The organism is Methylobacter sp. S3L5C, from assembly GCF_022788635.1.
Lineage (GTDB): Bacteria > Pseudomonadota > Gammaproteobacteria > Methylococcales > Methylomonadaceae > Methylobacter_C.
Genome location: NZ_CP076024.1, coordinates 3806137 through 3832495 on the forward strand (window position 1 = coordinate 3806137; position 26359 = coordinate 3832495).

At 43.1% G+C, this 26359-nt stretch carries 18 protein-coding genes and 2 pseudogenes; 13 read left to right on the plus strand and 7 right to left on the minus strand.

Translation table 11 applies throughout. From position 1 onward, the window contains the following. The first annotated feature begins 246 nt into the window (after window positions 1–246). Window positions 247–1695: an alkaline phosphatase PhoX gene (locus KKZ03_RS17270; protein WP_243218027.1), complete on the plus strand. Its 1449-nt coding sequence runs from the start codon at window positions 247–249 to the stop codon at window positions 1693–1695. 365 nt (window positions 1696–2060) lie between these two features. Here KKZ03_RS17270 and KKZ03_RS17275 read toward each other — a convergent pair whose 3' ends face one another. After that, the gene (locus KKZ03_RS17275; protein WP_243218028.1) at window positions 2061–4451 is read right to left on the minus strand and encodes an Rne/Rng family ribonuclease; all 2391 of its coding nucleotides are present in this window, start codon (window positions 4449–4451) and stop codon (window positions 2061–2063) included. A gap of 506 nt (window positions 4452–4957) precedes the next feature. Here KKZ03_RS17275 and rluC point away from each other — a divergent pair. From rluC to KKZ03_RS17315, 8 genes and pseudogenes are all read left to right on the plus strand, one after another. After that, window positions 4958–5914, plus strand: a complete 957-nt coding sequence (gene rluC / locus KKZ03_RS17280; protein WP_243218029.1) for a 23S rRNA pseudouridine(955/2504/2580) synthase RluC — start codon at window positions 4958–4960, stop codon at window positions 5912–5914. Continuing rightward, window positions 5898–6545 carry an HAD family hydrolase gene (locus tag KKZ03_RS17285; RefSeq protein WP_243218030.1) on the plus strand — a complete coding sequence of 216 codons (648 nt, stop codon included), beginning with the start codon at window positions 5898–5900 and terminating at the stop codon, window positions 6543–6545. Before rluC ends, KKZ03_RS17285 begins: the two co-directional genes overlap by 17 nt. Window positions 6546–6557: 12 nt before the next feature. Then, the gene (gene sppA / locus KKZ03_RS17290) at window positions 6558–7535 is read left to right on the plus strand and encodes a signal peptide peptidase SppA (protein WP_243218031.1); all 978 of its coding nucleotides are present in this window, start codon (window positions 6558–6560) and stop codon (window positions 7533–7535) included. A gap of 221 nt (window positions 7536–7756) precedes the next feature. After that, entirely contained in the window at window positions 7757–8509 is a 753-nt protein-coding gene (locus tag KKZ03_RS17295) for a class I SAM-dependent methyltransferase (RefSeq protein WP_243218032.1), read from the plus strand. A 763-nt stretch (window positions 8510–9272) separates the two neighbouring features. Beyond that, on the plus strand, window positions 9273–10769 hold the full coding sequence (locus tag KKZ03_RS17300) for an ISNCY family transposase (RefSeq protein ID WP_243216937.1): 1497 nt from the start codon (window positions 9273–9275) through the stop codon (window positions 10767–10769). Between the two features lie 398 nt (window positions 10770–11167). Next, window positions 11168–11338, plus strand: coding sequence for a hypothetical protein (locus KKZ03_RS17305; RefSeq protein WP_243218033.1), 171 nt, complete (start codon window positions 11168–11170; stop codon window positions 11336–11338). 904 nt (window positions 11339–12242) lie between these two features. After that, complete coding sequence (locus KKZ03_RS17310; protein ID WP_243218034.1) at window positions 12243–12530, plus strand: transposase; 288 nt, start codon at window positions 12243–12245, stop codon at window positions 12528–12530. 21 nt (window positions 12531–12551) lie between these two features. Next, a pseudogene (locus KKZ03_RS17315) lies at window positions 12552–13439 on the plus strand (IS3 family transposase); the annotation flags it as partial. Between the two features lie 158 nt (window positions 13440–13597). On the opposite strand, the gene KKZ03_RS17320 reads toward KKZ03_RS17315, so the two are convergent. Continuing rightward, window positions 13598–14152, minus strand: a complete 555-nt coding sequence (locus KKZ03_RS17320; protein ID WP_243218035.1) for a GNAT family N-acetyltransferase — start codon at window positions 14150–14152, stop codon at window positions 13598–13600. 82 nt (window positions 14153–14234) lie between these two features. Here KKZ03_RS17320 and KKZ03_RS17325 point away from each other — a divergent pair. Further along, window positions 14235–14414 (plus strand): annotated as a pseudogene (locus KKZ03_RS17325) (IS3 family transposase); the annotation flags it as partial. Window positions 14415–14488: 74 nt separating this feature from the next. Here the strand turns inward: KKZ03_RS17325 and KKZ03_RS17330 are convergent. The 4 genes from KKZ03_RS17330 to KKZ03_RS17345 form a co-directional block, all read right to left on the minus strand. Beyond that, complete coding sequence (locus KKZ03_RS17330) at window positions 14489–17863, minus strand: amino acid adenylation domain-containing protein (protein ID WP_243218036.1); 3375 nt, start codon at window positions 17861–17863, stop codon at window positions 14489–14491. Between the two features lie 910 nt (window positions 17864–18773). Then, a complete protein-coding gene (locus KKZ03_RS17335; protein ID WP_243218037.1) occupies window positions 18774–18992 on the minus strand; it encodes a hypothetical protein in 219 nt (72 codons plus the stop codon). 98 nt (window positions 18993–19090) lie between these two features. Then, window positions 19091–20710 carry a GTPase gene (locus tag KKZ03_RS17340; RefSeq protein ID WP_243218038.1) on the minus strand — a complete coding sequence of 540 codons (1620 nt, stop codon included), beginning with the start codon at window positions 20708–20710 and terminating at the stop codon, window positions 19091–19093. Continuing rightward, window positions 20691–22430 (minus strand): GTPase, encoded by a 1740-nt coding sequence (locus KKZ03_RS17345; RefSeq protein ID WP_243218039.1) that lies wholly within the window; start codon window positions 22428–22430, stop codon window positions 20691–20693. The genes KKZ03_RS17340 and KKZ03_RS17345 overlap by 20 nt, the downstream gene beginning before the upstream one ends. Window positions 22431–22538: 108 nt before the next feature. Here KKZ03_RS17345 and KKZ03_RS17350 point away from each other — a divergent pair, with 108 nt between their 5' ends. After that, entirely contained in the window at window positions 22539–22973 is a 435-nt protein-coding gene (locus KKZ03_RS17350; protein WP_243218040.1) for a hypothetical protein, read from the plus strand. Window positions 22974–23069: 96 nt separating this feature from the next. On the opposite strand, the gene KKZ03_RS17355 is transcribed toward KKZ03_RS17350, so the two are convergent. Further along, window positions 23070–23759, minus strand: a complete 690-nt coding sequence (locus KKZ03_RS17355; protein WP_243218041.1) for a DUF2959 domain-containing protein — start codon at window positions 23757–23759, stop codon at window positions 23070–23072. 397 nt (window positions 23760–24156) lie between these two features. On the opposite strand from KKZ03_RS17355, the gene pabB reads away from it, so the two are divergent. Together pabB and KKZ03_RS17365 are read left to right on the plus strand one after the other, a co-directional pair. Further along, window positions 24157–25533, plus strand: coding sequence for an aminodeoxychorismate synthase component I (pabB, locus tag KKZ03_RS17360; protein WP_243218042.1), 1377 nt, complete (start codon window positions 24157–24159; stop codon window positions 25531–25533). Then, on the plus strand, window positions 25530–26084 hold the full coding sequence (locus tag KKZ03_RS17365; RefSeq protein WP_243218043.1) for a uridylate kinase: 555 nt from the start codon (window positions 25530–25532) through the stop codon (window positions 26082–26084). The genes pabB and KKZ03_RS17365 overlap by 4 nt, the downstream gene beginning before the upstream one ends. The last annotated feature ends 275 nt before the right edge of the window (window positions 26085–26359 follow it).

The following is a 26359-nucleotide window of genomic DNA, read 5'->3' on the forward strand; positions in this document are numbered from 1 at the left end:
TGTTATCAATCTCCCGCTTGCAAATACAGCCAGGCAAGCCGAAATAAAACCTCCTGAAGGTAGCATATGGATACTTTTCCGGCTTACATGGGTTTACTACAGCCTTTATGAATGTATTACACAGGTTAAAACCTTAATAAAGATGTCGCTAATTTTTCTTGTTACGCAGGTATCGTATTTTTAGCAAATAAAATGATGTTATTTGCTCATCATCCAACCCATTTCAGTACCAAGGAATTAATACCTATGAAAGCTCTAAAATTAACCCTGATCGCTACAGCAGTGGCATCTTTACTATCGCCACTAGCAGCACAAGCGACTAGTGAATTTGACAACTTTACGCCTATGACAGGCAACACTACTCCTGTCAATCCGGGATCGGCGACGCCTTATAAATTATCTTCACCCAACTTCAGCCAAGAAACAATTTCTGATCGCGGCACACAGAACACTTTGGTACCCGGCTCTTATTCCGGCAACCCGGATATGATGACTGCCAATGAAACAGGTGTAGATGCCGGTCGTTACTTATTCATGCCTTTCGAGACTGGCTCAGCCGGCGTGGTAAGAATTGACCTTCAAGATACCAACTACAACACTCGCACCACAACTATAGTGGCTCCAGGCACACAAGACTTTGTATCTGGTGACGCATCACGTTGGACTCCTTGGGGCAGCTATTTGACTGCCGAAGAATCGTGGGGAACAGGTAGCACTAAAGGCCGTCTTTTCGAAATCGACAATGCCACCACAGCAACTGCCAACGGCGGCAACTTTATACAACAAAGCATCATTCCACGTGTATCCCATGAAGGTCTGGCTTTCGATAATAACAACAATCTCTATTTCGTCGACGAGTTAAACGGCGGCAGCATTTACAAATATACTTCGGCCAATCCTTTAGCACTTAACGGTAGCGATTTCTTTAGCGCCGGCCAGACTTTCGCATTGAAAGTACAAGCAGGCGGTCAGTTCGAAGGCACTAGTGGCGCAGCAATTACAGGTCTTGCAACTTGGGAAGCTATCACCAACACAACTGGCGGCGCTTTGGCCGGTATTTCTACAGTGCTGGCTGATGGTACCATCGACGGTCGCGTATCTGCTGACAATGCCGCTGTTATGGCTACCGGCTTTAACCGTCCGGAAGATCTGGAGATCCAGGATCTGGGTGACGGCAACCAGTTCCTGTACTTCGCTACTACTGACTCAGACAACGATGCCAAAGGCTCTAATGGTAGTGGACGTGTTTATTCATTCAATCTGGCCAGCAGTGAAGTCAAGTTATTTGCGGACAGCAACACTATTGATGCGGCAACAGGCCTGAGCGTTGGCGGTGAATTCAAAAGTCCGGACAACCTGGCGATTGATGCCGAAGGCAATATGTATATTGTCGAAGATCAGAATGGCGGTGTTGAGGATGTCTGGTTTGCAATGGATGCCAATCGTGATGGCGTAGCTGATTCAGTCTCTAAGTGGATCAGCTTGACAACGCAAGGCGCTGAAAGCACAGGTCTATACTTTGACAAGTTTGACACAACCAAAGCTTATATCAACGTACAGCATCCAGCTGACGGCATTGATCGTACCATCATGCTGACTGCACCGGCAGCTGTTCCAGTACCTGGCGCTGTTTGGTTGTTCGGTTCTGCGCTGATGGGCTTTCTGGGCTTTTCACGTCGCAATAAAAAAGCCTAAGTTCATAATGGCTTAAAATCCTGCAATTGGGATAATATTAAAAAGCGGCGGCAAGGCAATCTTGCCGCCGCTTTTTTTTCATTTTTTTTTAGCTTATGCTCTAAGTACGAATACCGGTAAACAGGCGATTAACAAGCTTTTACTTACCATGAAAAAAACTTCGTATTGAGGTAAACATAGGGCCAAACCTGTTAATCCTCAGAGGATGTAAAGTTGGTGTAACGGAGTGGAATCAGGGGCAATCAAAGCCTAAATGGATTGATTATATCGAGGGGATTTTTTGCTATTTAATTGATGGTTTTGCCGCGAGGTAAATAAAACACCAGCCCTGGGACGCATACTGCGTGTCCCAAGGCTGGCGTTTATTATTCTGTTGGAGCGTCTTGCTTTGGTTCTACTACTTTTGGTGCGGATTCAGGTGCAGCTTGTTTCGGTTCCAAAGTATCCACAGCAGGTGCCTTAGGTTCAGAGCGCTCTACCTTTTCTTGTCTTTCAGCAAAATCACTGTTGTAAGATCGGGGTTTTGTCGGGCGCACGTCGTCTTGTGCTACCGTTGAAACTTCGCCGGCATTGCCACCGTTTGACTCGCCGTCTTCATCCGTTTTTTTATAATTCGGATTGCGTGGTCTTCTACGATTTGGACCTCTTCTACTGGTGCTTTTTCTGGCAGTTTGCCGGGGTTGCTCATCAGTCGATGCAGACGCATCCGCTGATGGTAATGTTGCCTCATTAATTGACGCTTCATTAACCGCTACAGATTCGCTTTTAACCAACGCAATAGACTCATCTCCGGCATTGGTAACCGGTGCAAGGTTACGCCTTACATTACGACCAGGACCCCTGATATTACGATTAGGCTTGGGCTCCCTGTTTTCTTTGCCTTCCCGACTGTCTTTACTTGGTTCAGGCTTCGCCTCTTGCTCTTGTTGCGAGCGATTAGGCCGTGGTTCCGTAGATTTTTGCCCCTGACTTCTACCGCGTCTGTTATTTCGACCTCTGCTTGGCTGACTTTCATCAGCTGATCTGGCTTTTTCAACAACCGGCGCAGGAGTTGGAGCGGCTATTATTTCAGGTTCGGCACCCAGACTAACCAACTTATCCCAGAAGCGTTTGATCAAGCTGGCCGCTTCATTTTTTACTTGCACAGGTGCCGGTGAATCATGCATAAATTCCTTGATTGCCGCTTTTTCAGCTCTTGGCTTAATTTGCTGGGCAAAATCAGGAATGGTGATGTCTTCGGCTTTTATTTGTAAATAACTGGGCTTGTCATCAACTGATTCTTTTTCCTTGATACGCTCAATGTCATAAGCGGGCGTTTCAAGATGTTTACTCGGCAAAATAATAATACCAACTTTCAGTCGAGTTTCAATTTGCTCAATGGCATGACGCTTTTCGTTTAACAAAAATGTTGCACATTCAATAGGCAAATGGGCAATCACTTTTTCTGTGCCTTTCTTCATGGCTTCTTCTTCAAGAATCCTCAATACAGAAAGTGCAACCGATTCAACATTACGAATAGTACCTTGGCCCTTACAACGTGGACAGGGTAATTGCGTAGAATCGCCCAGTGATGGACGCATTCTTTGTCTGGACATTTCCAACAAACCGAAACGTGAAATACGACTGGTTTGAATACGCGCCCTATCAATTTTAAGCGCATCACGAAGATGGTTTTCGACAGAACGTTGGTTTTTGTTGGAAAGCATATCGATAAAGTCGATAACAAACAAACCACCCAAATCGCGTAGCCTCAGTTGACGGGCAATTTCATCGCACGCTTCCAGGTTGGTATTCAGTGCAGTTTCTTCAATGTCACTGCCTTTGGTAGCGCGGGCAGAGTTGATGTCAACAGACGTTAATGCTTCGGTATGATCGATAACCAGTGAACCACCGGAAGGCAATGATACTTCGCGGCAATAAGCCACTTCAATTTGCGATTCAATCTGATAACGGCTAAATAAAGGTACCGCGTCTTGATACAATTTCGCTTTCGGTAAAAAATGCGGCATAACTTCTTTAAGGAAGTCTTGTACCAATTTAAACGACTCTTCATTATCAATCAGAATTTCATCAATATTGCCACGTAAATGGTCACGCAGCGCTCTGATGATAACGTTGCTTTCCTGAAATACCAGAAAAGGCGCTTTCTGTTCACCGGAGGAACGCTCAATGGCTTCCCACAGTTGCAGCAGATAATTTAAATCCCATTGCAACTCTTCGGCATTTTTTCCACAACCGGCTGTTCTGACGATCAAACCCATACTGTCAGGAATCTCCAGCATCGCCATCACTTCACGCAAATCACTGCGTGTTTCGCCTTCTATGCGCCTTGATATCCCACCAGCCTTGGGATTATTCGGCATTAAAACCAAATAAGTACCGGCCAGACTGATATAAGTAGTTAAAGCAGCGCCTTTATTACCCCGTTCTTCTTTTTCAATTTGAACGATAATTTCCTGACCTTCTTTGATCAGATCTTTTATCGCCGGACGGCGGCCTTCTTCGGCACCTTCCTGAGCATGTCGGTAGAGTGGTGAAATTTCCTTAAAAGGCAAAAAACCATGTTTTTCAGCGCCATAATTAATAAAGGCGGCTTCCAGACTCGGTTCTACGCGGGTAATAATGCCTTTGTATATATTGGACTTTTTTTGTTCTTTTGAAGGGATTTCTATGTCAAAATCGTAAAGTTTTTGACCGTCTACCAAAGCGACTCGCAGTTCTTCAGCTTGCGTAGCGTTGATAAGCATTCTTTTCATTCATTTATCCTTGTAGTGTCCTGCTCCATTGTCAGAGTTTACTCAATTAAACTGGTTTTGGTCATCGCATCATTGTGTGTCGATACAAACATAAAGCTCTATGTCAAAAAACCATCAGCTTCGTTTTTACGATCATATGTTCCGTCATCTGCGCAATTTTGTCATTATTTTAGACTTAACAACCAGGTGAAGTCTTATAGGGCGCGGACAGATGCCAAGTTAATATTTATTTCAGTCTTTGGTGGTAAATTCTGTTTTAAACAGGTATTAAAAAAAATCGTGCGTCTAGGGTCGAACGATGAACCCGAAAATCGTATAATAAAAAAGCTAATCACGTAAGTGTGTTCTATTAACCTTTATTAAGTAGCTTCAGAGCGGTTTCTTTATTGAAATTCGCAGAGCTTTAAGTCTGTTTTTTTATGAAAACTCGCCTAATATAGCAACCTTATTGTCACACATCAATTTTAAAGAATCAATTTACCCAAGATACTGGTATTATTTGCCTAATGAGTATAGAAGAAAACCCCTTACCCCATGTTGTATATGTCGAAATTACTGAAGATAACTGCGATCAACGCCTGGACAATTTTTTAATAGCCCGCTTGAAAGGCGTCCCTAAAAGCCGCATTTATCGCATTGTCAGAAAAGGTGAAGTCAGAGTCAACAAAGGCCGTGTCGATGTTAAATATCGGCTGGTTGCCGGAGATATCATCAGAATTCCGCCCATCAGAGTCGCTGAGCGTAGCGAAGAACTTTATGTTCCTCAAGGCTTGCAAGCGGCATTACAGGAAGGTATTTTATTTGAAGATGACGGCTTCATTGTCATCAACAAACCCGCAGGTTTTGCCGTACATGGCGGCACCGGCGTCAGTTCCGGCATTATCGAAGGACTCCGTTTGATAAGACCTGAAGCACGCTTTTTGGAACTGGTACATCGTCTTGATAAAGATACCTCGGGTTGCCTGTTAATCGCCAAAAAGCGCAGTGCCTTACGTAAACTCCAAGAGTTTTTTCGCAACAGCGAAGTTAAAAAGACTTATCAGGCCTTGCTAGCCGGTCAATGGGGCAGAAAAAAACTGATAGTTACTGCACCACTGTTAAAAAATGTCAGTAAAGGCGGTGAGCGCATAGTCGTCATCAGTTCCTCGGGAAAATCCGCTGAAACATTATTTACCCGCTTAAAAACTTTTCGTCATGCAACGCTGGTAGAAGCCTCGCCAAAAACCGGACGCACTCATCAGATACGAGTCCATGCTGCTAGTTTGGGTCATCCGATTGTTGGTGATGATCGTTATGGTGTCGATGAAGTTAACAAAATTTTTAAAAACAAAGGCTATAAACGTATGTTTCTTCATGCAGAAACTTTAAAGTTTCCGCACCCGGTTACCGGAATCTCCATGAGTATTTCAGCCCCCTTACCCGCTCATCTGGCAAATTTATTACAACATGAAGAACAAGTTTGATTTAATTATCTTTGATTGGGATGGCACGCTGGTTAATTCGATAGACTGGATTACGATCTGCCTGCAACAGGCCGCTGGACAATGCGGCATTACCGTACCTGAAGATCAGGCGGCAAAAAATGTCATTGGCTTAAGCCTTAACCAAGCCATGCAAAACCTGTTTCCCGGTATTGATCCCGCTACCCAGGCACAACTGGTTGCCTATTATAGCCAGCACTATAATTCCAAAAAAATCAGCCCGAACGATTTGTTTCCCGGTGTTTATGATATGTTGGTGCAACTCAAGCAATCCGGCTATCAACTCGCGGTTGCTACCGGTAAAAGCCGCGCAGGCCTACAGAAAGCATTAGAAGGGACAGGCACAGAAGCGCTGTTTTGTGTTACCCGTTGCGCGGATGAAACCGCCTCCAAACCAGACCCAAGAATGCTTCACGAAATTCTTCAGCATACCAATACCGCCAAGGAACGCTCATTAATGGTGGGCGACTCTGTACATGACTTGCAAATGGCGCTTAATGCCCCTATGTCTGCTATTGGTGTGTCCTGTGGCGCAAACTCAGCAGAACTTTTGCAACAATATAATCCGTTACTGTGTTTGCAACAGTCAACTGAATTACTGAACATTATTTAAGGTTACCAGTACATGGAAAATCAACAAGACAATTCAACTAAAACAGACGCTAACGAAGTAGCCGGTTGGGAGCGTGACATCATTAGCAAACTGGCTTTGGCTGCTGTCACAGAACAGACCAGAGCCAGACGTTGGAGTGTGTTTTTTAAATCATTAATATTTATTTATCTGTTTGCCGTCTTTGGTATGGCTATTTATCCAAAGCTAAAAATGGATATCGGCGTTGACAGTAAATATCATACCGCGGTGATTGACGTGGTGGGCGTTATTGCTGATGGTAAAGACGCCAATGCCACCGATATTATTGAAAGCTTAAGAGATGCCGTAAAAGATAAAGGCACCAAGGGTATTATCCTGCATTCTAATTCACCGGGTGGTAGTCCTGTGCAATCGGCTTATGTTTATGAAGAAATCCGAAACATAAAAAAAGCCCATCCCGAATTACCTATTTATGCGGTCGTTAGCGATATGTGTGCCTCCGGTTGTTATTATATTGCCTCTGCCAGCGACAAGATTTTTGTCAATCAATCCAGTCTTATTGGTTCAATAGGCGTATTGATGGATGGCTTTGGTTTTGTCGATATTATGCAAAAAATGGGCGTAGAACGCAGACTGTTAACCGCCGGTGCCCATAAAGCGATGCTGGATCCTTTTTCGGCGGCCAAAGCAGATGAAACAAAATATATGCAGGGCTTGTTAGATGAAGTACACCAGCAATTTATCAGTGCGGTTAAAGCCGGACGTGGTAACCGCTTGCAAGAAACACCCGAGATGTTTTCAGGTCTGGTTTGGACCGGTGAAGCCGGCGTTAAACTGGGCGTTGCTGACGGCTTTGGTAATGATGATTACGTCGCCAAAGATATTATTGGCGCCGAGAAACTGGTTGATTTTACCAAGCAAGGCAGCTTACTCGATAAAATGACCGGCAAACTGGGAACCTCTTTCGGTCAGGCAATTGGTAGCCTGCTCCAAGGCCCGTCAATACGCTAAACAAAAGCTTACCAGCGAGCTAATTAGTGTCCACCAAAGACACGAAATAAATATCAAGGGTGGGATGGGCTGAACAAGAAAGCTCATCCTGTGCGAGTGTTTCGTCTCATTTTTGGCACCTCCTACTGACCACCAAAATCTGTATCGTCTCTTATTACTCGCTTGACCGGTAAAAAAAGCGTAAGGTAAATGTTTCTGTAACTATAAGTGAAACTTTATTTATGAGTAATATATCACCATACGATGCCATGTTTTCCAGCATCATCGGACAAGATTATGACATGCTCCAGTTGCTATCCCCCGCAGCAGCTGAAATGAGCCGTTTAGTAGGCAGTACCGTCAATGCTTGCCCCGCTGGCACTAAACCGTTACAGATAGTTGAATTGGGCGGAGGCACCGGCGTTACCACGTTGGCCTTATTGACTGCCAATGAAACCCTGCAGGTATTCAGCATTGATAATGAACCCGTCATGCAACAGCAGGCAAAACAGCGCTTACAGCAATGGGTAGATCAGGGACGTTTAACTTTTTGCGATGATGATGCCTTGACCGCATTACAAAAATTAGCCAGCGACAGCGTCGATGTCATCGCTTCGGCTTATACCCTGCACAACTTTCTTAACAATTATCGCGAGCAAGTCCTTAAAGAAGTTTTTCGCGTACTAAAACCAAACGGGAAATTTATCAACGCTGACCGTTATGGTTTGAACGACATCAGTCAACATACCCTTATTGTTCAGGAAGAGGTGAAGCACTATTTCAAAGTGCTTGCCCCACTCAATCGCCCGGATTTACTGGAGCAGTGGATCGTCCATTTATTTAGTGATGAATCAGAAAATCATATCATGCGTGAAGCCGTTGCTCTTCAGCAATTGCAGGACTGTGGTTTTACCTCAATCACCGTCAGTGATCGCAATGCCATAAATGCCTTGGTGACCGCTAAAAAGCCGCCCAACGAAAACAGTCCGGCATAACAGTTTAAACAACAGCGACTGCCCCCCTCTCCACTTCCCCTTTAAGAGCGGACGATTTTACAGATAACATCCTTTCAAGGGATGTTATCTGTAACTGTTTAAGCTGATAAGTATTTATATTTTCCACGAAAAACACGAAAGAAAAGTAATACGAAGGATGCCCATCATTTCTCGGCATAGCCAGCCTATTAAACTTGACTTTATTTTTGATAAAAATATAGTGAAAACAAAACATGGGCGTAGTGTGGGTTTCGCGATAGCAAGCCGTAAATTTACGCCCAACACCGATGATAGCCAATTACTACTAGTGAATTGCCTGTCGGCGAATCTACCCTACAATATATACACAGTAAGGCCGTATAAAATTACGCTCACAAGAATTAATCTGATAAGTTTAATCGAATAACTCGCATAATTTAATCAGTTAAATTTACTAAATTCCTTGTAAGTCAAGAATAACCCTATAAGTAATAGCACGAAAGCGATAATGCCTACAAAAAAGATAAGGCCCATGACTATCTCCTCCCCATTAACGCACAAAGCTTAAAATAGTGTTTGAACGGTAATAAATTATTTAATACAAAACAATAAGTTGCGATAAAATAGGCTATTGAAAATCAAATAACAGCCTATTGGCGTATAAAATGCTGAATTTAAGTAACTTGCTGATAATTATGATTATTATTTTCATCGAAAAGGGCTTGGCAAAAGCTACCTCCCGGATAAGCGCCTCAGCTTTCAAATTCTCGTTGGAAAACTCCCGATGAGAAAGGTATTTTCTCCACAAATGAGCATCGGTCAACGCGATATTGCTGATATCAAAATAGATGTTTCCTCCCGTGATGACATTCCGATCATCTTGCTGGGCTTGCAACACATTTATACGACTCAGCCATTAAGGGATGCTGTTTTTAAAATACTGGAGGATGTGGTGCCTACTAAAATTGACGCCGAAGTGACAAAAATCGTTGCCATCGACAAAGGCCGCCCCGGTATGAATCAATGGTCGATTTTGGTGTTAGGATCGCTACGCGTAGGACTGAATACAGACTATGATCGCATTCTGGAGTTGGCCAATCAGCATAACACCCTACGTGAAATGCTCGGTCTTGGTTGCTTTGATGCCGACAAACGCTATCGCCTGCAAACCTTGAAAGACAATCTCAAGCTGTTTACGCCAGCGATCATGGCGCGTATTAGTACTGAAGTTATTCGAGCCGGCTATCAATTACTGGATCTGGATATTCATGCGCTGATCAGAGGCCGTTGCGATTCTTTTGTGTTAAAAACCAACGTGCATTTTCCAACCGATATCAGTTTACTGCATGATGCGATCCGGATTCTGATTCGGACGTGCGTCAAATGGAGCTTGCAACATGCCTTGCCTGAATGGCGATTGCATAAGCACAACCTGTCTAAATTTAAAAGGCGGTATCGCACGCTGCAAAAACTCAAACATTCCACGTCAAAAAATGACGCTATCAAGGCCGCCAAAGCACTTGAGATCAAACAGGCCTACCAGGACTATATTGATTTGGCAGGGTTTTATCTTGAGCGCACTAAAGCCAGTATGTTGACGTTAAAAAATCACTTTCACATACCAGAAGTGTTGCTTACCGATCTGAGCACTTTTAGCCTGCATGCCGAACGTCAAATCGAGCAGATTAGACGTCGCGCTATTCAAGGAGAAACCATTCCCCATGATGAAAAAGTCTTTTCCCTGTTCCAGACCCACACCGAATGGATCAGCAAAGGCAAAGCCGGAGTCCCGGTTGAACTGGGCTTGCGGGTCTGTATCATGGAAGACCATCAGGGCTTTATATTGCACAGTCAAGTCATGCAAAAGACTACCGACGACAAAGTCGCCGTGCCGATGGTTAAAGCGACTCAAGTAAAATTCCCAAGTTTTAACGCCTGTAGCTTTGACAAAGGTTTCCACAGTCCGGCCAATCAAACCGACCTGAAAGCCCTCCTTGAGCAAGTCGTTTTACCCAAAAAAGGCAAGCTATCCAAAGCCGACCAGAATCGTGAATACACCGCGGAATTTAAACAGGCAAAAAAGCAACATTCCGCCGTAGAATCGGCTATTAATGCGTTAGAAGTACATGGGCTGGATAAGTGCCTTGATCATGGCATTGAAGCCTTCGAGCGTTATGTTGGCTTAGCCGTGTTATCGCGTAACATTCAAAAGCTCGGCACAATTAAACGCGACATGGAACGGCTAAGGCTTGTTAACGAGCAACAAAAACTAGCTGCCTGACGCTTTTTTGAGAACAGCCAACAGGTTATCCACAGGAAAGGTGCGCTTATAATTTGTGATTATTAGAAATAATTCTGAAAAACTGATGGTAAATCAGAAAATAAGTCGTTTGTTCCACTCCGGAAAGATTTTTCCAAAAAATATTTCCGGATGTTGAGCTGGTTTTTTTGAAAAGTGGCTTTTTCGTTCAGGCACTAAAATAGATGCCAAAGCAGAAAATGGATGGAATCCAAATTGCTGTAAATATCGCCTGGTGAGCATCTTTGACGATAAACCACAAATACGCGGAAACAAAAAACGATATCATCACAGCTAAAATTATAAAGTAATCTGATTTATTAAACATGCTAATTCTCCTAATTTTCTAATAATCAAAATAGTCCAAAATGCCATAACCAATGGCGCTCACTAAACAACCGCTAATTGCTACCATCGCAATGATCCGTATGCCCGATGAAAGCCCCAATGCAAATGTCTCTAAGGGAAATAATCCAATGGCCCCAAAAATTAAGGCTATGCACCCTATTATTGCCATTGAATTGCCGACGTTTATCAGTAACCGGCAGTAAAATTGTTTTGAAGTATTCACTCGAAATCCTGTGATTCAGTTATCGACTATACCAATCGAAGCTTTTAAAAAAATACCAATAAAATCGTTTATCTAATCCATCTTCGAAACAGGCAGCACTTACATCACAGTCGTTTGTTCCTGCGAAGGTTGCGGTAAAGTTTTTTTATTTCCAATTGTCAATGCCAGGCAATTTGACTAATTCTGTCATTACTTTATGGAAACATTCGCCAGTTTATCTTGGAGTTTTTGTATCTGGGATAAGTTGTCTAAGTCACCATCTTCACGTTGGGAATCACGCTTGTTTTCCACATCATGTCTAATTAAAACCATTTGTCCAAACACAACATAACTCTGAATGGGGCTTTGTCAACGAAATTAATGATTTTCAAAACGATTGGGCTTCGACCTTATTATTAAATTATTGCATGTCATGGAAACGTTCAGGACTGCGTTCATACTCCGTCATACTATGAATTGCCTAAAGCGAATTGGCTTTAAGGTTTACGATTCTGAATTTCAGCTAATATATTAGCGACTTCTTTTATCGGTAGATAATTCAAATCCCAGCCATATAAGCCATGTCGGCTTAGGGGTTAATCGTAACCCAGACATTCGCGCAAAATATCGGGTTACACTATCGCTAACCCGACGGGACTTCCCCTTTACAGCCGAACGATTTTACAGATAGCATCCTTTCAAAGAATGTTATTTGTGCCTACTTAAGCTAATAAGTCGTTATTTTTGTTGACGAAAGACACGAAATAAAGGCAATAAATTGATTATCAAAAATTTAAACAGGTTACAAATGACGAAAGACCTACTATCCAGAATTTTTGAATTGAAATGGTTTAATTAAACAGGACACTTCTAAAGACAGCTTTATAATGTCAACAGAGGTGAATATGAGTAATAAAACTAAGCAAAAACGACCCAATTACACGATTGAATTTAAACAAGATGCGGCCAAGTTAGTTAATGAAAAAGGCTATACACAAAAGCAAGCAGCCGATAATCTAGGTATTTTCCTTAGCGCCATTGGGCGATGGGTGAGAGCCGAACAAGGATCGCCGTCACCATCGGCGATCAAGAAAAGCGTTTTGAACTTAATCGATCAAGATGAGTTAACGCGCTTACGCAAAGAAGTTGAACAATTGCGAATGGAGCGCGAGATATTACAAGGTGCCCTTTAGGGTGAAAAAGGCCGCAGTCTTCTTTGCGAAAGAACTCCAATAAAATACGGTTTTATTCGAGAGCAACAGAAGACTTTTCCAGTTACCGTGCTATGTAAAGTAATGCAGGTTAGTACCAGCGCCTTTTATGCGTGGGCGAAAATGCCTAAAGATACTGACAAAAAAATACGGCAAAAACAGCTTGAAGCTAAGGCGATTGAGCTATTTGGAGAAAACAAGAACGTTTACGGTTCTCGCCGTTTATCGGAAGCTTTTATAAAAGAAGATATTCAGGTCGGGCGCTATAAAGCAAGGCAATTGATGAAAAAATTGGGCTTAAAACCACGCTACCCAAAACGTTTCCAAGTGACTACAGATAGCGATCATAATGAGACGATTGCTCCCAATCTGTTAAACAGGCAATTTGATGTTGCTGCGCCCAATAAGGTTTGGACGACCGATATTACTTACGTCTGGACTCTTGAAGGCTGGCTGTACGTCGCGATTGTCGTTGATTTATTTTCCAGGCAAGTAGTGGGCTGGTCCATTGCCGATAACATGCGTACCTCACTGTGTGTTAATGCCTTACAAATGGCGTTTTGGCGGCGAAAACCTGAACCAGGCTTGGTGCATCATTCGGATCGGGGTAGCCAGTATGCTAGCCATGAATACCGAAGTCATTTAGGAATAATGAAGATGCAGCAGAGCATGAGCCGTAAAGGTGATTATTGGGATAATGCGCCGACCGAGCGATTTTTTCGAAGCTTAAAACATGAGCAACTAAACTACGAAAAATTCAAAGCTAAAGAGGCGGCAAAGCTGAGTATTATTGATTATTTGGCGTTTTATAATGGCAAACGATTGCATTCAACATTAGGATACCAATCCCCACTGGAATTTGAACGAGAATTTTACAAGAAGACTACTTAAGAAAGTGTCCGGTTTTACTTGACCATTACAATAGGAATCGGTCTGCCATTTTAGGTCATTAACGTCATAATGATAATTGCTGGTCCGAAGTATTGAATGATTAATTCAAAGAAAATGTGATTTTTTCGATATGAAATTTATATGCGGTTGCCCTGACCCTATGGGGTGTCGCCTCCCCGAAGCTCCAGCAACATCTCCTCAATTTCTTGGCAGCGGGCATTAGCAAACCCCTTCGCCTCGCCGATGACGAGGAATCCACATTTTTGCAGAACCCGGAGCGAGCGAAGATTATCCTTGGCGGCCCGGGCATAGATAGGGCGCGCCTGGTTAACATGCGCCAAGAACTCCCGGAGCGCCGGGGTGGCAATTCCCTGGCCCCAAAATTCCTTTCCAAGCCAATAGCTCACTTCGGTTTTGCCGTTGTCTTCATAGCTCAAGACGCTGCCGGCCACCCGATCGTCCAAGACGATGGTCTTGATGATCACCGTTGTATCCGCCAAAATTCGGCTCCAATGTACGGTAAAAGCTTCCAGGTTAGTTGGATCCTTGGCCGTAAAGGCGGCCATGAAATTGGCTTCTGGATCGAGTTCCTGCTCAAAGAAGATCAGGATATCCGTTTCGATGACCTCGCGTAGCCTGAGATGTCGGTTCATAAAGTTTTCTCCTTGAAGGTAGTGGTTAAGCTTGGCATCTTGGCCACCACCGGACACCATGTCTCCTAAGCTCAAGGGTCTCGCGTCCGGTTCTGTGAGAAACTAAGGGAGCAGTTACCTTCAGTTTACCCGCCCCTTTTCAGAAAGCTTCTTTCATACCCTGAAAACAGAGTTGGTTTATCATCAGCACTATCAAACCAGAACTGAAGCTAAGCAGGATATATTTAAATACATTACGATGTTTTATAATCGTGAACGGTGTCATTCGAGGAGTAACTATTTGTCGCCAGCGGACTACGAAATGCAGCTAAAGTCTGCTTAACTTTGTGTCCGGAACAGTGTTGACGAATCAAAATACGAACCGACCAATATTCAAGACATAAAAAAACGGACCGCCTACAGAGGCTTATCATTCGCTTCTTTAATCACCTGACTGAGTATTTTTAACCAGGTTAAACGGTAAGGTAACTCTAATAATTCCATGTGCCAGCAATCAATACGGTAGATCCTTACTATACCGTTAAAAACAGCAATCCAATCGTCCATTTCACGATGGCTTGTATGAACGATGATAGCGTTTTCCATGCCATCCTGAACAAACCTATGCTGATAGCCTTGATTCGCGGATCGATAAATACTTAACATATAAAACCAGTGAAAACGCGCGGGTAACGCTATGTTCAGACTGAAATAGGTTTTTATGATGATAGGCAACAATTGTTTTCTAACATGGTTCTTAAAATAAGCCATAGAGCCTGCTCTTTTTAAGTTCTTGTATTCGTTGCTTAGCGTTATTTTTTGCTTAAGATAATCCTCATCGGTATCATCATAGCCTATCCCAGAAGGATCCAATATAAAAAGCAATGCAACGTGCTTGCCCTGTGCGCATAACTGGCGGGCTATTTCATATATAATCGTACCACCAATGGAGAAGCCGCCTAAGTAATAAGGTCCGTCGGGATCTATTTTTTGAATATTCTGCAAATAATAGTTCGCTATCTCTAAAATAGTGACATGCTTGGCTTCAACCCCATCTAGAGCTTGATGATTTAATAAATAAAGCGGTTGGTTAGCCCCCAAGTGTTCAAGTATCATTGGTACTACCGGGCCGCCATGCAAACCCCAAAAAAGAGGCGGTTGAGTTCCGTCAATTTGAAAGCCGGTAATGATAGAATCGATTTTTTTGCTATCACTGCCAATAGGCTGCGTCAATATATCGGCCAACTGACTGATGGTGGGATATTGATATATCCATTCCACCGGCACCAATTTACCGATTTTTGCCTCTATTTTTGTGCTTAGCACGATTGCCAGCAATGAATGACCGCCTAATGCAAAAAAATCATCCTCAATACCGATCGAGTTAATTTTCAGAATACCGCACCACATAGCGACTAGCATCGCTTCCATCGGCGTATGGGAAGCAACATAAGATGGATCAAATGCAGTGTGTATAAGCTCCGGTGCGGGCAAGGCTGCTCGATTGACTTTACCATTAGGGGTAAGTGGCAATTTATCCAGTAACACAAAAGCCGTAGGCACCATGTATTTAGGTAACTTTCTTGTTAAAAAAAGGCGTAACGCGTTTATATTCGGTAGCTTATCTTGTGAATAGGTTAGATAGGCGACCAAATGTTTATAGCCGGATGAGTCATCCCTCACGATAACAATAGCACCATTTATGTCAGGATGCTGTCCCAGGACATATTCAATTTCACCTGGCTCAATGCGAAATCCGCGTAGCTTAATCTGGTAATCGGTACGTCCCAAAAATTCAATCGCCCCATCGGGTAGATACCGTGCCAGATCCCCGGTTTTATACAATCGCGCCTGACCGTATTCACAGAAAGGGTCGGCAATAAATTTTTCAGCAGTTAATTCAGGACGATTAAGGTAATCTCTTGCCAATCCGTCACCACCAATATGAATTTCGCCCGATACGCCGATAGGCACCGGTTGCAAATGCCTATCCAGGATGTAAATGCGAGTGTTGGCAATGGGGTATCCAATGGGAATAGATGTCGCCAGTGGCGGGATAGTTTTAGGGATCGGATAACAACAGGCAAATGTCGTACTCTCTGTAGGACCGTAACCATTAATCAGCTGACTGTCAGGCAACAGCTTAACAGCACGTTGTATATGAGCGACGGATAAAGCTTCACCGCCAGTCAGTATTTGTGCAACTGAACGTAGTATCTGTGGCTTTTCGTCGATCACGGCATTAAACAATGCCGCTGTTAACCATAGAATACTGATTTTCTGCTGCTGAATAATGGTTTCCAGACCATGCAGTGATGGAATACGTTCAGCATAAATAACGCAACGAGCCCCATGAAGTAGACTGCCCCATATTTCAAAAGTGGAGGCGTCAAAGGTAATAGGCGCTAATAATAAGAATGTCTGCTGATCATCAAAGTGGACATAATCGGTATTTAACAGTAGCCTGGCAATATTGTAATGGCAAATTGCAACACCTTTAGGCCGCCCGGTAGATCCGGATGTGTAAATAACATAAGCCAGATTTTCGGCAGTCGTATTGCAGCCTAGATTTTCGGCACTTTCCCGATTAATCTCATCCCGGCAATTATCTAAACAGAAGCACTGCCCTGAATAGGCAGGCAATTGCGCAAGTAGTGACGAATGTGTCAACAATACCGGCGCATTAATATCTTCCAGCATAAAAGTCAGAGCATCGCGCGGGTAATTAGGATCCATCGGCACGTAAGCGCCACCCGCTTTAAGTATAGCCAGCAATCCGACCACCAAACCAACGGAGCGCTCCATGCAAATCAACACCAGAGTGTCCACTTTAACACCGGCGGTTTGCAGATAATGCGCCAATTGATTGGCTTGGGCGTTGAGCATCTGATAACTCAGTTGTTGCTCAGCATAGACCAGTGCAATAGCATCCGGAGTTCTGGCCACCTGTTCCTCAAAGAGTTGATGTACGCATTTATTTTTAGGGTAGTCGGTTTGAGTGGCGTTCCAATCGATTAATAATTGCTGCAGTTCAGATGCAGTGAGTAACGGTAAGTGGGCAATAGCAGCTTCCGGGTGCTCGACTACTGCTGCCAACAGGATTTTAAAATGGCCTACCAGTCGGACAATCGTTTCGGCATTAAATAAATCGGTGCTATATTCAAGATTGGCAGTTAAGCCGTTGGCATCTTCCGCTAACAAAATTGCTATATCAAAGCCGGTCATCTCATTACCGGAAGTGAAATTGTTAACCACCAGATCAGGTAATTGCAGTCCGGGTAATGCCGAATCTTGCAAAACCAGCATGATCTGAAACAAGGGATGCCGATTTGTATTTTGGGGCACTTGTAACTGTTCTACCAATTTTTCAAAGGGCAGATCCTGATGAGCATAGGCGCTCAAACAGACCTCCTGCACACGGCTTAAAAGCTGATAAAAACTGAGCGTACCCGACAAATCGGTTCTTAATGCCAGCATATTAACAAAAAGCCCAGTTGGGTTTTCAGCGCCCTGATCGTTATGATCGGTAATAGCTGTACCGACGACGATATCATCCTGCCCGCTATAACGGTGCAACAGCACTAGCAGTGCCGCCAACAGAATCATGAATAGGCTCGCATTTTGCTTTTGACTTACTGTTTTTAAGTCTTTGGTTAATGCAGGAGATAATTGAAACGTCTCTTTGGCGCTACGGTAAGAAAGCTGTTTTGGACGCGGCTTATCCGTCGGTAATTCCAGCAGACCCAAACCAAATAGTTGATTTTTCCAATAGCTAAGTTGTTTTTCTAACATTTCATTCTGAGGTTAATAATGCTTTTTGAGTTTTGAACGACGGAAACTATACCCGAATTATTAATAGGTGATTCGTAAGCGTCCAGCGAGGCCATCTACCCCTAAATTTCATTCTGATTTTAAGGGGCTACTATACTAAATACACTGGTATCCTTTCATTTTTTTCTGAGGGTATCTCATGGCATTAACTGGACAATTTCCATTTGCGGATTTTTTACTTCTGTTTTTTATTACCACGCGCCTTGAAATTATTGGCACAGAAGATCCCCGTGCGTAATTCATTTAATCCCAGTGCTATCGTTTTGCGATCCCAACCTATGGCCCTTACAGCCAAATAAGCCTTTGCATAAAAATAATCCAGGGTGACTTGGGCTTCAAACACCCATCTTTTGGTAGCAGTTAGCTTTTCGCTGCATTTTTAAGTGTAGCAATATACTGTTTCGATAAGGTGGGCATGTTGTTAACAATGATGTGTCAAATATAGGTCCACTGAATACATTAATTTTCAGATGCTGATCCGGAAAAGTTTTTTTGGGGGGGGGGGGGGGGGGGGGGGATATTTATTGCGCGTTACTTTACCCCTGATAACTACGCGCTTACACTGAAGTCAGGCGCTTTCACTTTAGGGCAAGTAATAATAGATTATTTTGCGGGGCAAAGCAAATTATCAGCAATGTTCATACGTGGGAGATAAAGTAGTTAAAATCGACTTAAAGTATTAATACCCCATACTTTCTCTGCCCTGCAGCAGCGTCTGATTTATCAGCAATACCGGTTTTCTTAAGTGCTGCGGGATGGGGTTATACTGCCCTGCTGATATTCTTGATAACCTGAAAGGTTTTCTTATCTGCCTCAGAGTTTTTCTTGATAATCTCAACGATTTTCTTGTCTGCCCAAGAGTATAGCTTAATCATCCCGTAGCTTTTTTTGTCTGATCCAGAGCATTTCTTGATGCTTTACGCTTTTTCTTGTCTATTCCAGGGCTCTTCCGGTCGGAAATATAACCAAAACGACTTGCCCGGTGCCATTGCAATACTGCCCAAGCGTATTGCAGTTTGGACTGACAGTATTGCCGATTACTGTTAAATAGCCATGTGGATCGGGAAACGGCTTTATCGTTGCCCAACATTATAGCCGTGGAATGTCGGGCACAAAAAGATGTGCCCGACCTACATGACTTAAATCAGCGATTATTATTTTGGTAATAATGGCTTTAACAAGCAGGCCTTATTTCATCAACATGCGCGTTAAAGGACTGTCGCTATCGACAACGGCTTTTTGCTCACCGTCAGTTGCCGCACATTGTTCCATAATCTCTGAAAGCTGCGTTATCTGGTCTTTATGTTGCTCAACAAGCATGTCGACTACCTGTAAAACTTCGGTTTCTATCACGCTAAAAGCGTTAAGCAGGCCTTTATTAAGACCCTTTAAGGCACTTTTTTGCAGCGAAGGCTGGAGCTTTTTTAAAATAAAATAGGGAATTAACCAAGTCATGGCAATCAGCAGGCTGCTATGAATGGCAAAATCCACCCCCAGATAGTGATTTTCGGCCATGTTACTGGTGTAATAACCCATAAATACTTTATAACCAACCCACGTCATGGCCAGCAACGGCAAAAATATTTCGGCAAAACGCATGCCTTTTAAAAACACGCGCTGTAAGGCGTTACCGGGATTTACCAAGGCTTGCCTTGCTGCCAGTTCAGTTTGTGTTTGCATGATTTTAGGCGCTTTTTCTCGCACGGCGATTATCTGCTGTTTAAACGGCAAAACCGGTAAGCCCTGCTCATCAATTTTGCCAATAAATTCATCCAGGGCATCGTCAAAACGGGCTTGTGCCCAGGCATCCCATAAGGAATTTTGCTGAGTGGGCGGATTTTTCATTAAATCAGCCGCGTGTTCTGCATAGTAAGTGGCCGTCTGTTTCATCGGCCAGGCAAAACCTTGTTGCAAAAGTTTCACGGTTTCTCGCCATTGCTGCTGCCACAACGCGGGGACTTGTTGAAAAGTTTGCCCGGAACCTAGCAATTTGGCGGTATTTTGCAGTTTTTTCTGTAACTCGTCTTTGCGTACCTGTACACCACGTTGTTCCAGTTGGTCAATAACATGCCCGGTCGCCAAAGATAATATAGTGGTTTCCAATCCGGCAAATTCATCGTCTTTAGGCCCGTCAGTACACACGGTTTTAAAAATAATGGGCGCGACAAAACCCGCTTTATGCAATTGTTGGTTAAAATCTGCATATTGCTCATCCTGCCCCCGATCCCATTGGTTAAGAACAAACAACCAGGCATGGCGCGCACCTTCTGCCAGCAGTAAACGCCAGGCCTTTTCGTCCCGATAACGCTCGGGACTGACCACATAAACAAGTACATCAATATGCGGTAACCACTGCAGAACCAATGCTTTATTGCTGTGCTCGGTACTGTCAAAATCCGGCATATCGATCCAGACAATATTTTTTTTGGTCTCATCATCATGTTGCGCAACACTAATTTTGGCGAGCGGTAATTGCTCCGGAAAATTCTGTATGGCGATATTGCGATGATGAAACAACGTCACTTCGCGTGAAGTGGGGCGCTCTATGCCTGCCTTGGCAATGGCCTGCCCTGCGAGACGATTAAGCAGGGAACTTTTGCCCACGCCGGTGCCGCCCATAAAGGCGACAATAAGCGGCCTGGTACCGGCTTGCATTGCCAAAGCGGAGCTTGAAAACAAGGCTTCCGGCGTTCGGGTATCAAAATACTGTAACGCGACTGCGTTATCGGCATTAAGCCAGCCTGCGGTGCAAGCTTGATCGGCCCAGTGTTGGGTTTTTTCTATTAAATTAGAGTAATCGTAAGCCATTGCGCTTTTCTATAAGTTGATGTTCAGCTGCTTGTACCTGATCAGGAGTAATATTAAAATGATTCAGCCGTGATAATTGATCCGGCAACGCCAACAGTTTCAGGCCAAGATTATCCACAAACAGCGCCTGTTTTACAGTCTTTAATTGATGCTGTTTTAAGTCATGCTCTACTTTATGCATATAGCCGCCGATGGCGCTTTCAGCCAATAACGAAGTCACTGCCAACATTGCCGGTGCAAAAACCAGATCATGTACTCCAATACCGCCCATATGTACTGTCAGGGCAATAGCCGCCGCATCGGTAGTGACCCGGGTGACTCGCAGACTGTTTAAAAGCAGGGGTTGTTCCTGGAGTTTGAGATATAAATCCTGCGCTGTTTGCTCTACATCCTGCTGAAAATCCAGATGATAAATTTTTGCTGCAGCACTAAAGTCCTGCAAAATACTTTGTCGTTGACGACGCAGTAAACTACTAAACTCTTTCCACCATAAACGTTGCTGACCTTCTTCACTATTATCCAACAGCCGGTCAGCGAGTTGAATCAACACATGCTCGGCTATTTGCTTTAATAAAATAATTTCTTGGCTGCTATCGGCAATATGCAGTCTTTTACGCCCCAGCTTCATTACTTGCCGTGCCGGCCAGGTAATGACTTTACGGGCTCCGGTTAAAACACCTGCCAGACCAGGAATTTCCAATAACGTTAATAACTCTGCCAAGGCCTGTTGAAAGGTTTCATAGTGACGCGGATGATTTAAATAATCACGTTGATAATTTTCCACCGCTTGCCTGATGGCCTCATTAACCAGTTCCTGCCAATCTTTTTGGGCATGATGCTCGGCAATAATCGGCTCCAGCCAGGTCTGCCAATGTTTTTGCAGTAAATTTTGTTCCAAACGTGCCTGTTTTTGATGATCAACCTTGCCGGCCAGATCTTTGAGCAAGGTTTGTTGGGCTTGTGGCCAGAGGGGCAAGCCCGTTTCTTTTTGATAATACAAAGGCACGACTTCAGGAAACTCATCTTGCCGGGTCAGTTGCCATTTTTGTTTTAATGACTCAATCAACAAGCTTTCAGAACCTTCACTCAACTTGTTTAAACAGATAACTGTTGGCTGATGCAGTCCCTCAAGCGTCGCCATAATGTCCCAAACTGATTGGTCGGCATATTTTTCTTTGCTGACCACCAGAATAATAATATCAGCCAGCACCATCGCCCTGATAACACCTTCGCGATAAACAGCCGAATCTATCGAATCAAAATCAGGTGTATCCCATAATACCCCTTGGGGCAACAGCGCAGAATCCGCCGTTGTTTCAGCCAAGGAATAACAGTCATGCCGGTCTCTGGGAATCGCATTTTTTTGTAGCTGTTGAAAACGCCCAAAATAGCGCTGTAAACCGCTACAATCATTTAAGCTTACCCCAAGACAAAAACCTTGGGGATGAATGGTGTAACCTGCCAAAGGACTGACGCCGGCATCATTACTATTAAGCAAAACATTAACCAGAGAACTTTTACCTGCTTGTGTTGGACCTACTACCGTCATTTGTAGGGGTTGTGCCGGTACCGCGTTAATCAAGCGGCCTTTACGTATAAAGGCTTCTGTAAAAATCAGTTGGTCTATACGTTGTTGATAAGCACTTTTAACAGCCTCATTACCCGATTGACTTAAAACTGTTTGGTAACGCTGATTTAATAATTGAATAAATTCCAGCATGTAAGCTTAGCTCAGGGTTATAATAATTGACCCATTTTACTTTGTTTGGTGATCTGGCGTTATAAATTCCATAACATAAACCTGTCACTTAATTTCGAGGCTATCTTTATGAAAAAATTACCTGCACTGCTGCTTATACTCAGCTGCGCAACCTTAGTCGCCTGTGGTAGAGGGCAAGAAATAAACGGTCACAATACAGCGACTGCTTATCGATCGGTAAAATCCATCAAAAATCGTTTTGCTCCAGACAAGCGTATTGAGTTTGAAGTGTCTTTCTGGACAATCAGGGATGCAAAAAAAGATGACAAAGAATTCCTGGATGCCGTTGATGGCAAAAATCCTGACGAAATTATTGCGATGGGCAGAGAAATATATCAGGAACGAAAAGCTGCCGGCTTTAAAGCTTATGAGTCCTATTCAAGCTGGGATGAAATGATTGCCAAATTTGGCAAGGAAAGAATAGATCAGGATAATCGAAAAAAAGGCTCCAAAGATGATCCAGATAAAAACAAGCCTAATGATTCCATATTATATAAACTCTAATAACAGTAACGTTAAACCTAAAGTTACTGTACATAAAAAAATACCGGGAATGCAGTAGTTAGTTTAAATTAACCATGATAAAAGATGCTCACACGATTAACGACCAGGCAACGCTTTCTGCTCGATAATTTTTTTATCAACCAACGCCGAGACAAAGTGACTTGCCTCGGCAATAGTTTGCTCCATTGCCTGAATAAGTTGAGAAATATCAATACTGATTTCAATCAACTCATGTTGCAATGCGGCTATAGCTCGCGCATTGAGATTATGTTTCAGGTATAACACCTGATCTTTAAATGCGGCCAGCACGGGCTGAATTTTGCTTTCGGCCCGTTGCATGGCTTTAATCAGCCGGGCATAATTTTGTCTGGCGGCTTTTAACTGTTGCTTGCTGCTGTTACGTAAAGTCCGATTAGTATATTCATTTAACTCAGCTTCCCATTCGACAAACAATGCCTCACTGACTTCTTGTATGGCGCTTATTTTAGTACTGACAGCCGCCGATTTTGAGCGACAAAACTGATATTGCCGGTTAAGCAGGTTATATTTATGCTCTAAACCTGTTTCATTGACACAAACCAAATTTTTAAAGCGCTCCAGCGCATCTTCAAATTCATCTCTGGTTTCTTTAAGGCTGACGCACGCTTGTTCGACCTGATAAATAACGATTTCCCGTTTATGCTCACCTATCGATTCTCTAGCGTGATAATAAACCGTCCTTAGTTTTTTTAAAAAAAACCGCGTAATAAAATTTAACGAGCTTGATAATTTGTCAGCTTCAGCCATTGGAGTTTTTCTGTAATGAAAACGGTTATATGAGTGCCGGTTATTTTGTATAACCTTATTATAAGCGGTTACGCGCTGGTGACCAACGGCAAGTACAGACTTAGTTTATCCAGCTCCCTAATTGATAACGTTAAAAGTCTGAATCTACCTGGCCAAAATATCATGACTATCAGTAACAATGCTGCAAAAGTAGCTCTGTACTATAACGTGACTGGAAACCACGCATTAATAAGTTTATTATTAAGCAATTGAAGCCTAGACATAAAAGTGTTTACACCAGTTTTTTGTACTCTTGTTTCATAAAGTGAAGTAACACGTCTTGAACAAATTCTTTTTCCTGTTAGCTGCCCGGTCAGTTTTCAGGTTATTTCGTTTATCCACCCAAACTGCCCCATAAATGTCGCCACAAAAACAACGTACATCTAAACTGCCTTATTTTGCTGATAGTTCAGCGTTATTTTCCTCGCTTGCAGGACAACCCTGGTCCGTTTTTCTGGATAGTGGCTTTCCTGCAAGCCATCAAGGCCGCTACGATATTATCGCGACTGATCCGATATGTACCCTGGTGACGCATGCTGGTATAACAGAAATCACCCGTAATAACCTGACAACAAGATCAAGTGCCGATCCCTTTGATCTGGTTAAAGAACAGCTTGTAGCTGACTTTTTCCTCGATGATGACTGCCCTTTCAATGGCGGAGCCATCGGTTATTTTTCTTATGATTTGGCTCGCCGACTGGAGACTTTGCCGGTTATTGCCCAAGATGCCGAATATATTGCCGATATGACTATCGGCATTTATCAATGGGCGGTTATTGTCGATCATCAACAACAGCAAAGCCGATTAGTCGGGCATGGCTGTAATGAACAACAATGGCAAGCGTTGATAGCACAGTTTAGTTATTTGCCTGAACAGCAAAAATATGACGCTTTTAAAGTGCTTGGCCCGGTTAAATCCAATATGGATAAGTCTTCTTACACCGAGGCTTTTAAGCGCATTAAACAATATCTTAAAGAAGGCGATTGTTATCAGGTGAATCTGGCACAACGCTTTGTTGCTGAATGCCAAGGCGATCCCTGGACGGCTTATTTACTTCTGCGTGAATTAAATGCCGCACCATTCAGTGGTTATCTTAATTTTCCTGAAGTGCAAATCTTAAGCTCATCCCCGGAGCGTTTTTTAAAACTTGCCAAGAATATTGTTGAAACCAAACCGATTAAAGGCACACGTCCCAGAAAACTCGATAGCACTGAAGATCAGGAACAAATACAGTCCCTTGAAAACAGCCATAAGGACAAGGCAGAAAATCTGATGATTGTTGATTTACTGCGTAATGATATCAGCAAAACCTGCATAAAAGGTTCCGTAAAAGTACCCAGTATCTTTACCATAGAAAGTTATGCGACTGTGCATCATTTAGTCAGTACCGTAACCGGCATATTGGCCGATGATCAACACGCCATGGATTTATTAAAAAGCTGTTTTCCTGGCGGCTCAATTACCGGCGCACCCAAGATTCGTGCCATGGAAATTATTGAAGAACTGGAACCTAACCGACGCGGCGTTTATTGTGGAGCCATCGGTTATATAGGCTTTAATGGCAATATGGATACCAATATTGCCATTAGAACCCTTGTCCATTCTAAAAATACGATTCGTTGCTGGGCAGGTGGCGGTATCGTTAATGATTCGGTGGCTGACGAGGAATATCAGGAAAGCTTTGACAAAGCCGCAGCGCTGCTGGATTTACTGCAGCAACTGACAAAAAAATGATAGTTGTTAAACTGGGCGGTAGTCTATCCCACTCAGAATCACTGATTAAATGCCTGAATAACTTGGAACAAAATTATGCGCCTAACGCCATCGTTATTGTTCCGGGGGGCGGTGCATTTGCCGATCAAGTCAGACTGGCCCAACAACGCTGGCAGTTTGACGACCTCACCGCCCACAGAATGGCGATATTAGCCATGCAGCAGATGGCCTTGTTAATAAAAGGGCTTAAAAGGTGTTTTACTATCGCTCATTCAGTAAATGACATTAAAAAACAGTTATCCCGGCAAAGAATTGTCATTTGGTCACCCGATATTGTTGAGCTGGATCAGGCGGGGATTGAAGCATCCTGGGATATCACCTCGGACAGTCTGGCGGCATGGTTAGCCTCTACACTCGCAGCGAAAGAACTTATTTTGATTAAATCAGCAATCATTGATAAAAACTTCAACCTGCAACAACTTGCTGAACACGATATTATTGATCAAGGCTTTTGTGATGTTGTCAGTCAAGCGACTTTTAAAATAACCATTATTAACCAGCAAAATTGCTGATGCTTACCCGCAAACAACCTATACGAAAAAGCAATTTAATCACGACAATCAAAGTAAAATTCAGTTTTTTTTCGTATTTTCGTGTCTTTTCTGCATAATTACCTTAATTTTTTGGTGAATCTGACGACACAATTATCAGCTTAACCTCATTGATTAATTGGCAGAATCATAATATTTTTTACTCATTTTAATCTATTGTGTTATAAAGATGGCATGAATGTAAATTTTACAATTTCAAGTTACGTTTCTGCTATTTCTTTAATTTTTATCTATTG

What these genes read in the sequence shown, in the direction of transcription:
- KKZ03_RS17350 (WP_243218040.1), top strand. Translation starts at nt 22,539, where the DNA reads ATGAAAAAATTACCTGCACTGCTGCTTATACTCAGCTGCGCAACCTTA.
- pabB (WP_243218042.1), top strand. Translation starts at nt 24,157, where the DNA reads ATGTCGCCACAAAAACAACGTACATCTAAACTGCCTTATTTTGCTGAT.
- KKZ03_RS17295 (WP_243218032.1), top strand. Translation starts at nt 7,757, where the DNA reads ATGAGTAATATATCACCATACGATGCCATGTTTTCCAGCATCATCGGA.
- KKZ03_RS17345 (WP_243218039.1), bottom strand. Translation starts at nt 22,430, where the DNA reads ATGCTGGAATTTATTCAATTATTAAATCAGCGTTACCAAACAGTTTTA.
- KKZ03_RS17275 (WP_243218028.1), bottom strand. Translation starts at nt 4,451, where the DNA reads ATGAAAAGAATGCTTATCAACGCTACGCAAGCTGAAGAACTGCGAGTC.
- KKZ03_RS17310 (WP_243218034.1), top strand. Translation starts at nt 12,243, where the DNA reads ATGAGTAATAAAACTAAGCAAAAACGACCCAATTACACGATTGAATTT.
- KKZ03_RS17305 (WP_243218033.1), top strand. Translation starts at nt 11,168, where the DNA reads ATGGCGCTCACTAAACAACCGCTAATTGCTACCATCGCAATGATCCGT.
- KKZ03_RS17340 (WP_243218038.1), bottom strand. Translation starts at nt 20,710, where the DNA reads ATGGCTTACGATTACTCTAATTTAATAGAAAAAACCCAACACTGGGCC.
- KKZ03_RS17355 (WP_243218041.1), bottom strand. Translation starts at nt 23,759, where the DNA reads ATGGCTGAAGCTGACAAATTATCAAGCTCGTTAAATTTTATTACGCGG.
- KKZ03_RS17285 (WP_243218030.1), top strand. Translation starts at nt 5,898, where the DNA reads ATGAAGAACAAGTTTGATTTAATTATCTTTGATTGGGATGGCACGCTG.
- KKZ03_RS17270 (WP_243218027.1), top strand. Translation starts at nt 247, where the DNA reads ATGAAAGCTCTAAAATTAACCCTGATCGCTACAGCAGTGGCATCTTTA.
- KKZ03_RS17335 (WP_243218037.1), bottom strand. Translation starts at nt 18,992, where the DNA reads ATGTTGGGCAACGATAAAGCCGTTTCCCGATCCACATGGCTATTTAAC.
- KKZ03_RS17330 (WP_243218036.1), bottom strand. Translation starts at nt 17,863, where the DNA reads ATGTTAGAAAAACAACTTAGCTATTGGAAAAATCAACTATTTGGTTTG.
- KKZ03_RS17320 (WP_243218035.1), bottom strand. Translation starts at nt 14,152, where the DNA reads ATGGTGTCCGGTGGTGGCCAAGATGCCAAGCTTAACCACTACCTTCAA.
- rluC (WP_243218029.1), top strand. Translation starts at nt 4,958, where the DNA reads ATGAGTATAGAAGAAAACCCCTTACCCCATGTTGTATATGTCGAAATT.
- sppA (WP_243218031.1), top strand. Translation starts at nt 6,558, where the DNA reads ATGGAAAATCAACAAGACAATTCAACTAAAACAGACGCTAACGAAGTA.
- KKZ03_RS17365 (WP_243218043.1), top strand. Translation starts at nt 25,530, where the DNA reads ATGATAGTTGTTAAACTGGGCGGTAGTCTATCCCACTCAGAATCACTG.
- KKZ03_RS17300 (WP_243216937.1), top strand. Translation starts at nt 9,273, where the DNA reads ATGAGAAAGGTATTTTCTCCACAAATGAGCATCGGTCAACGCGATATT.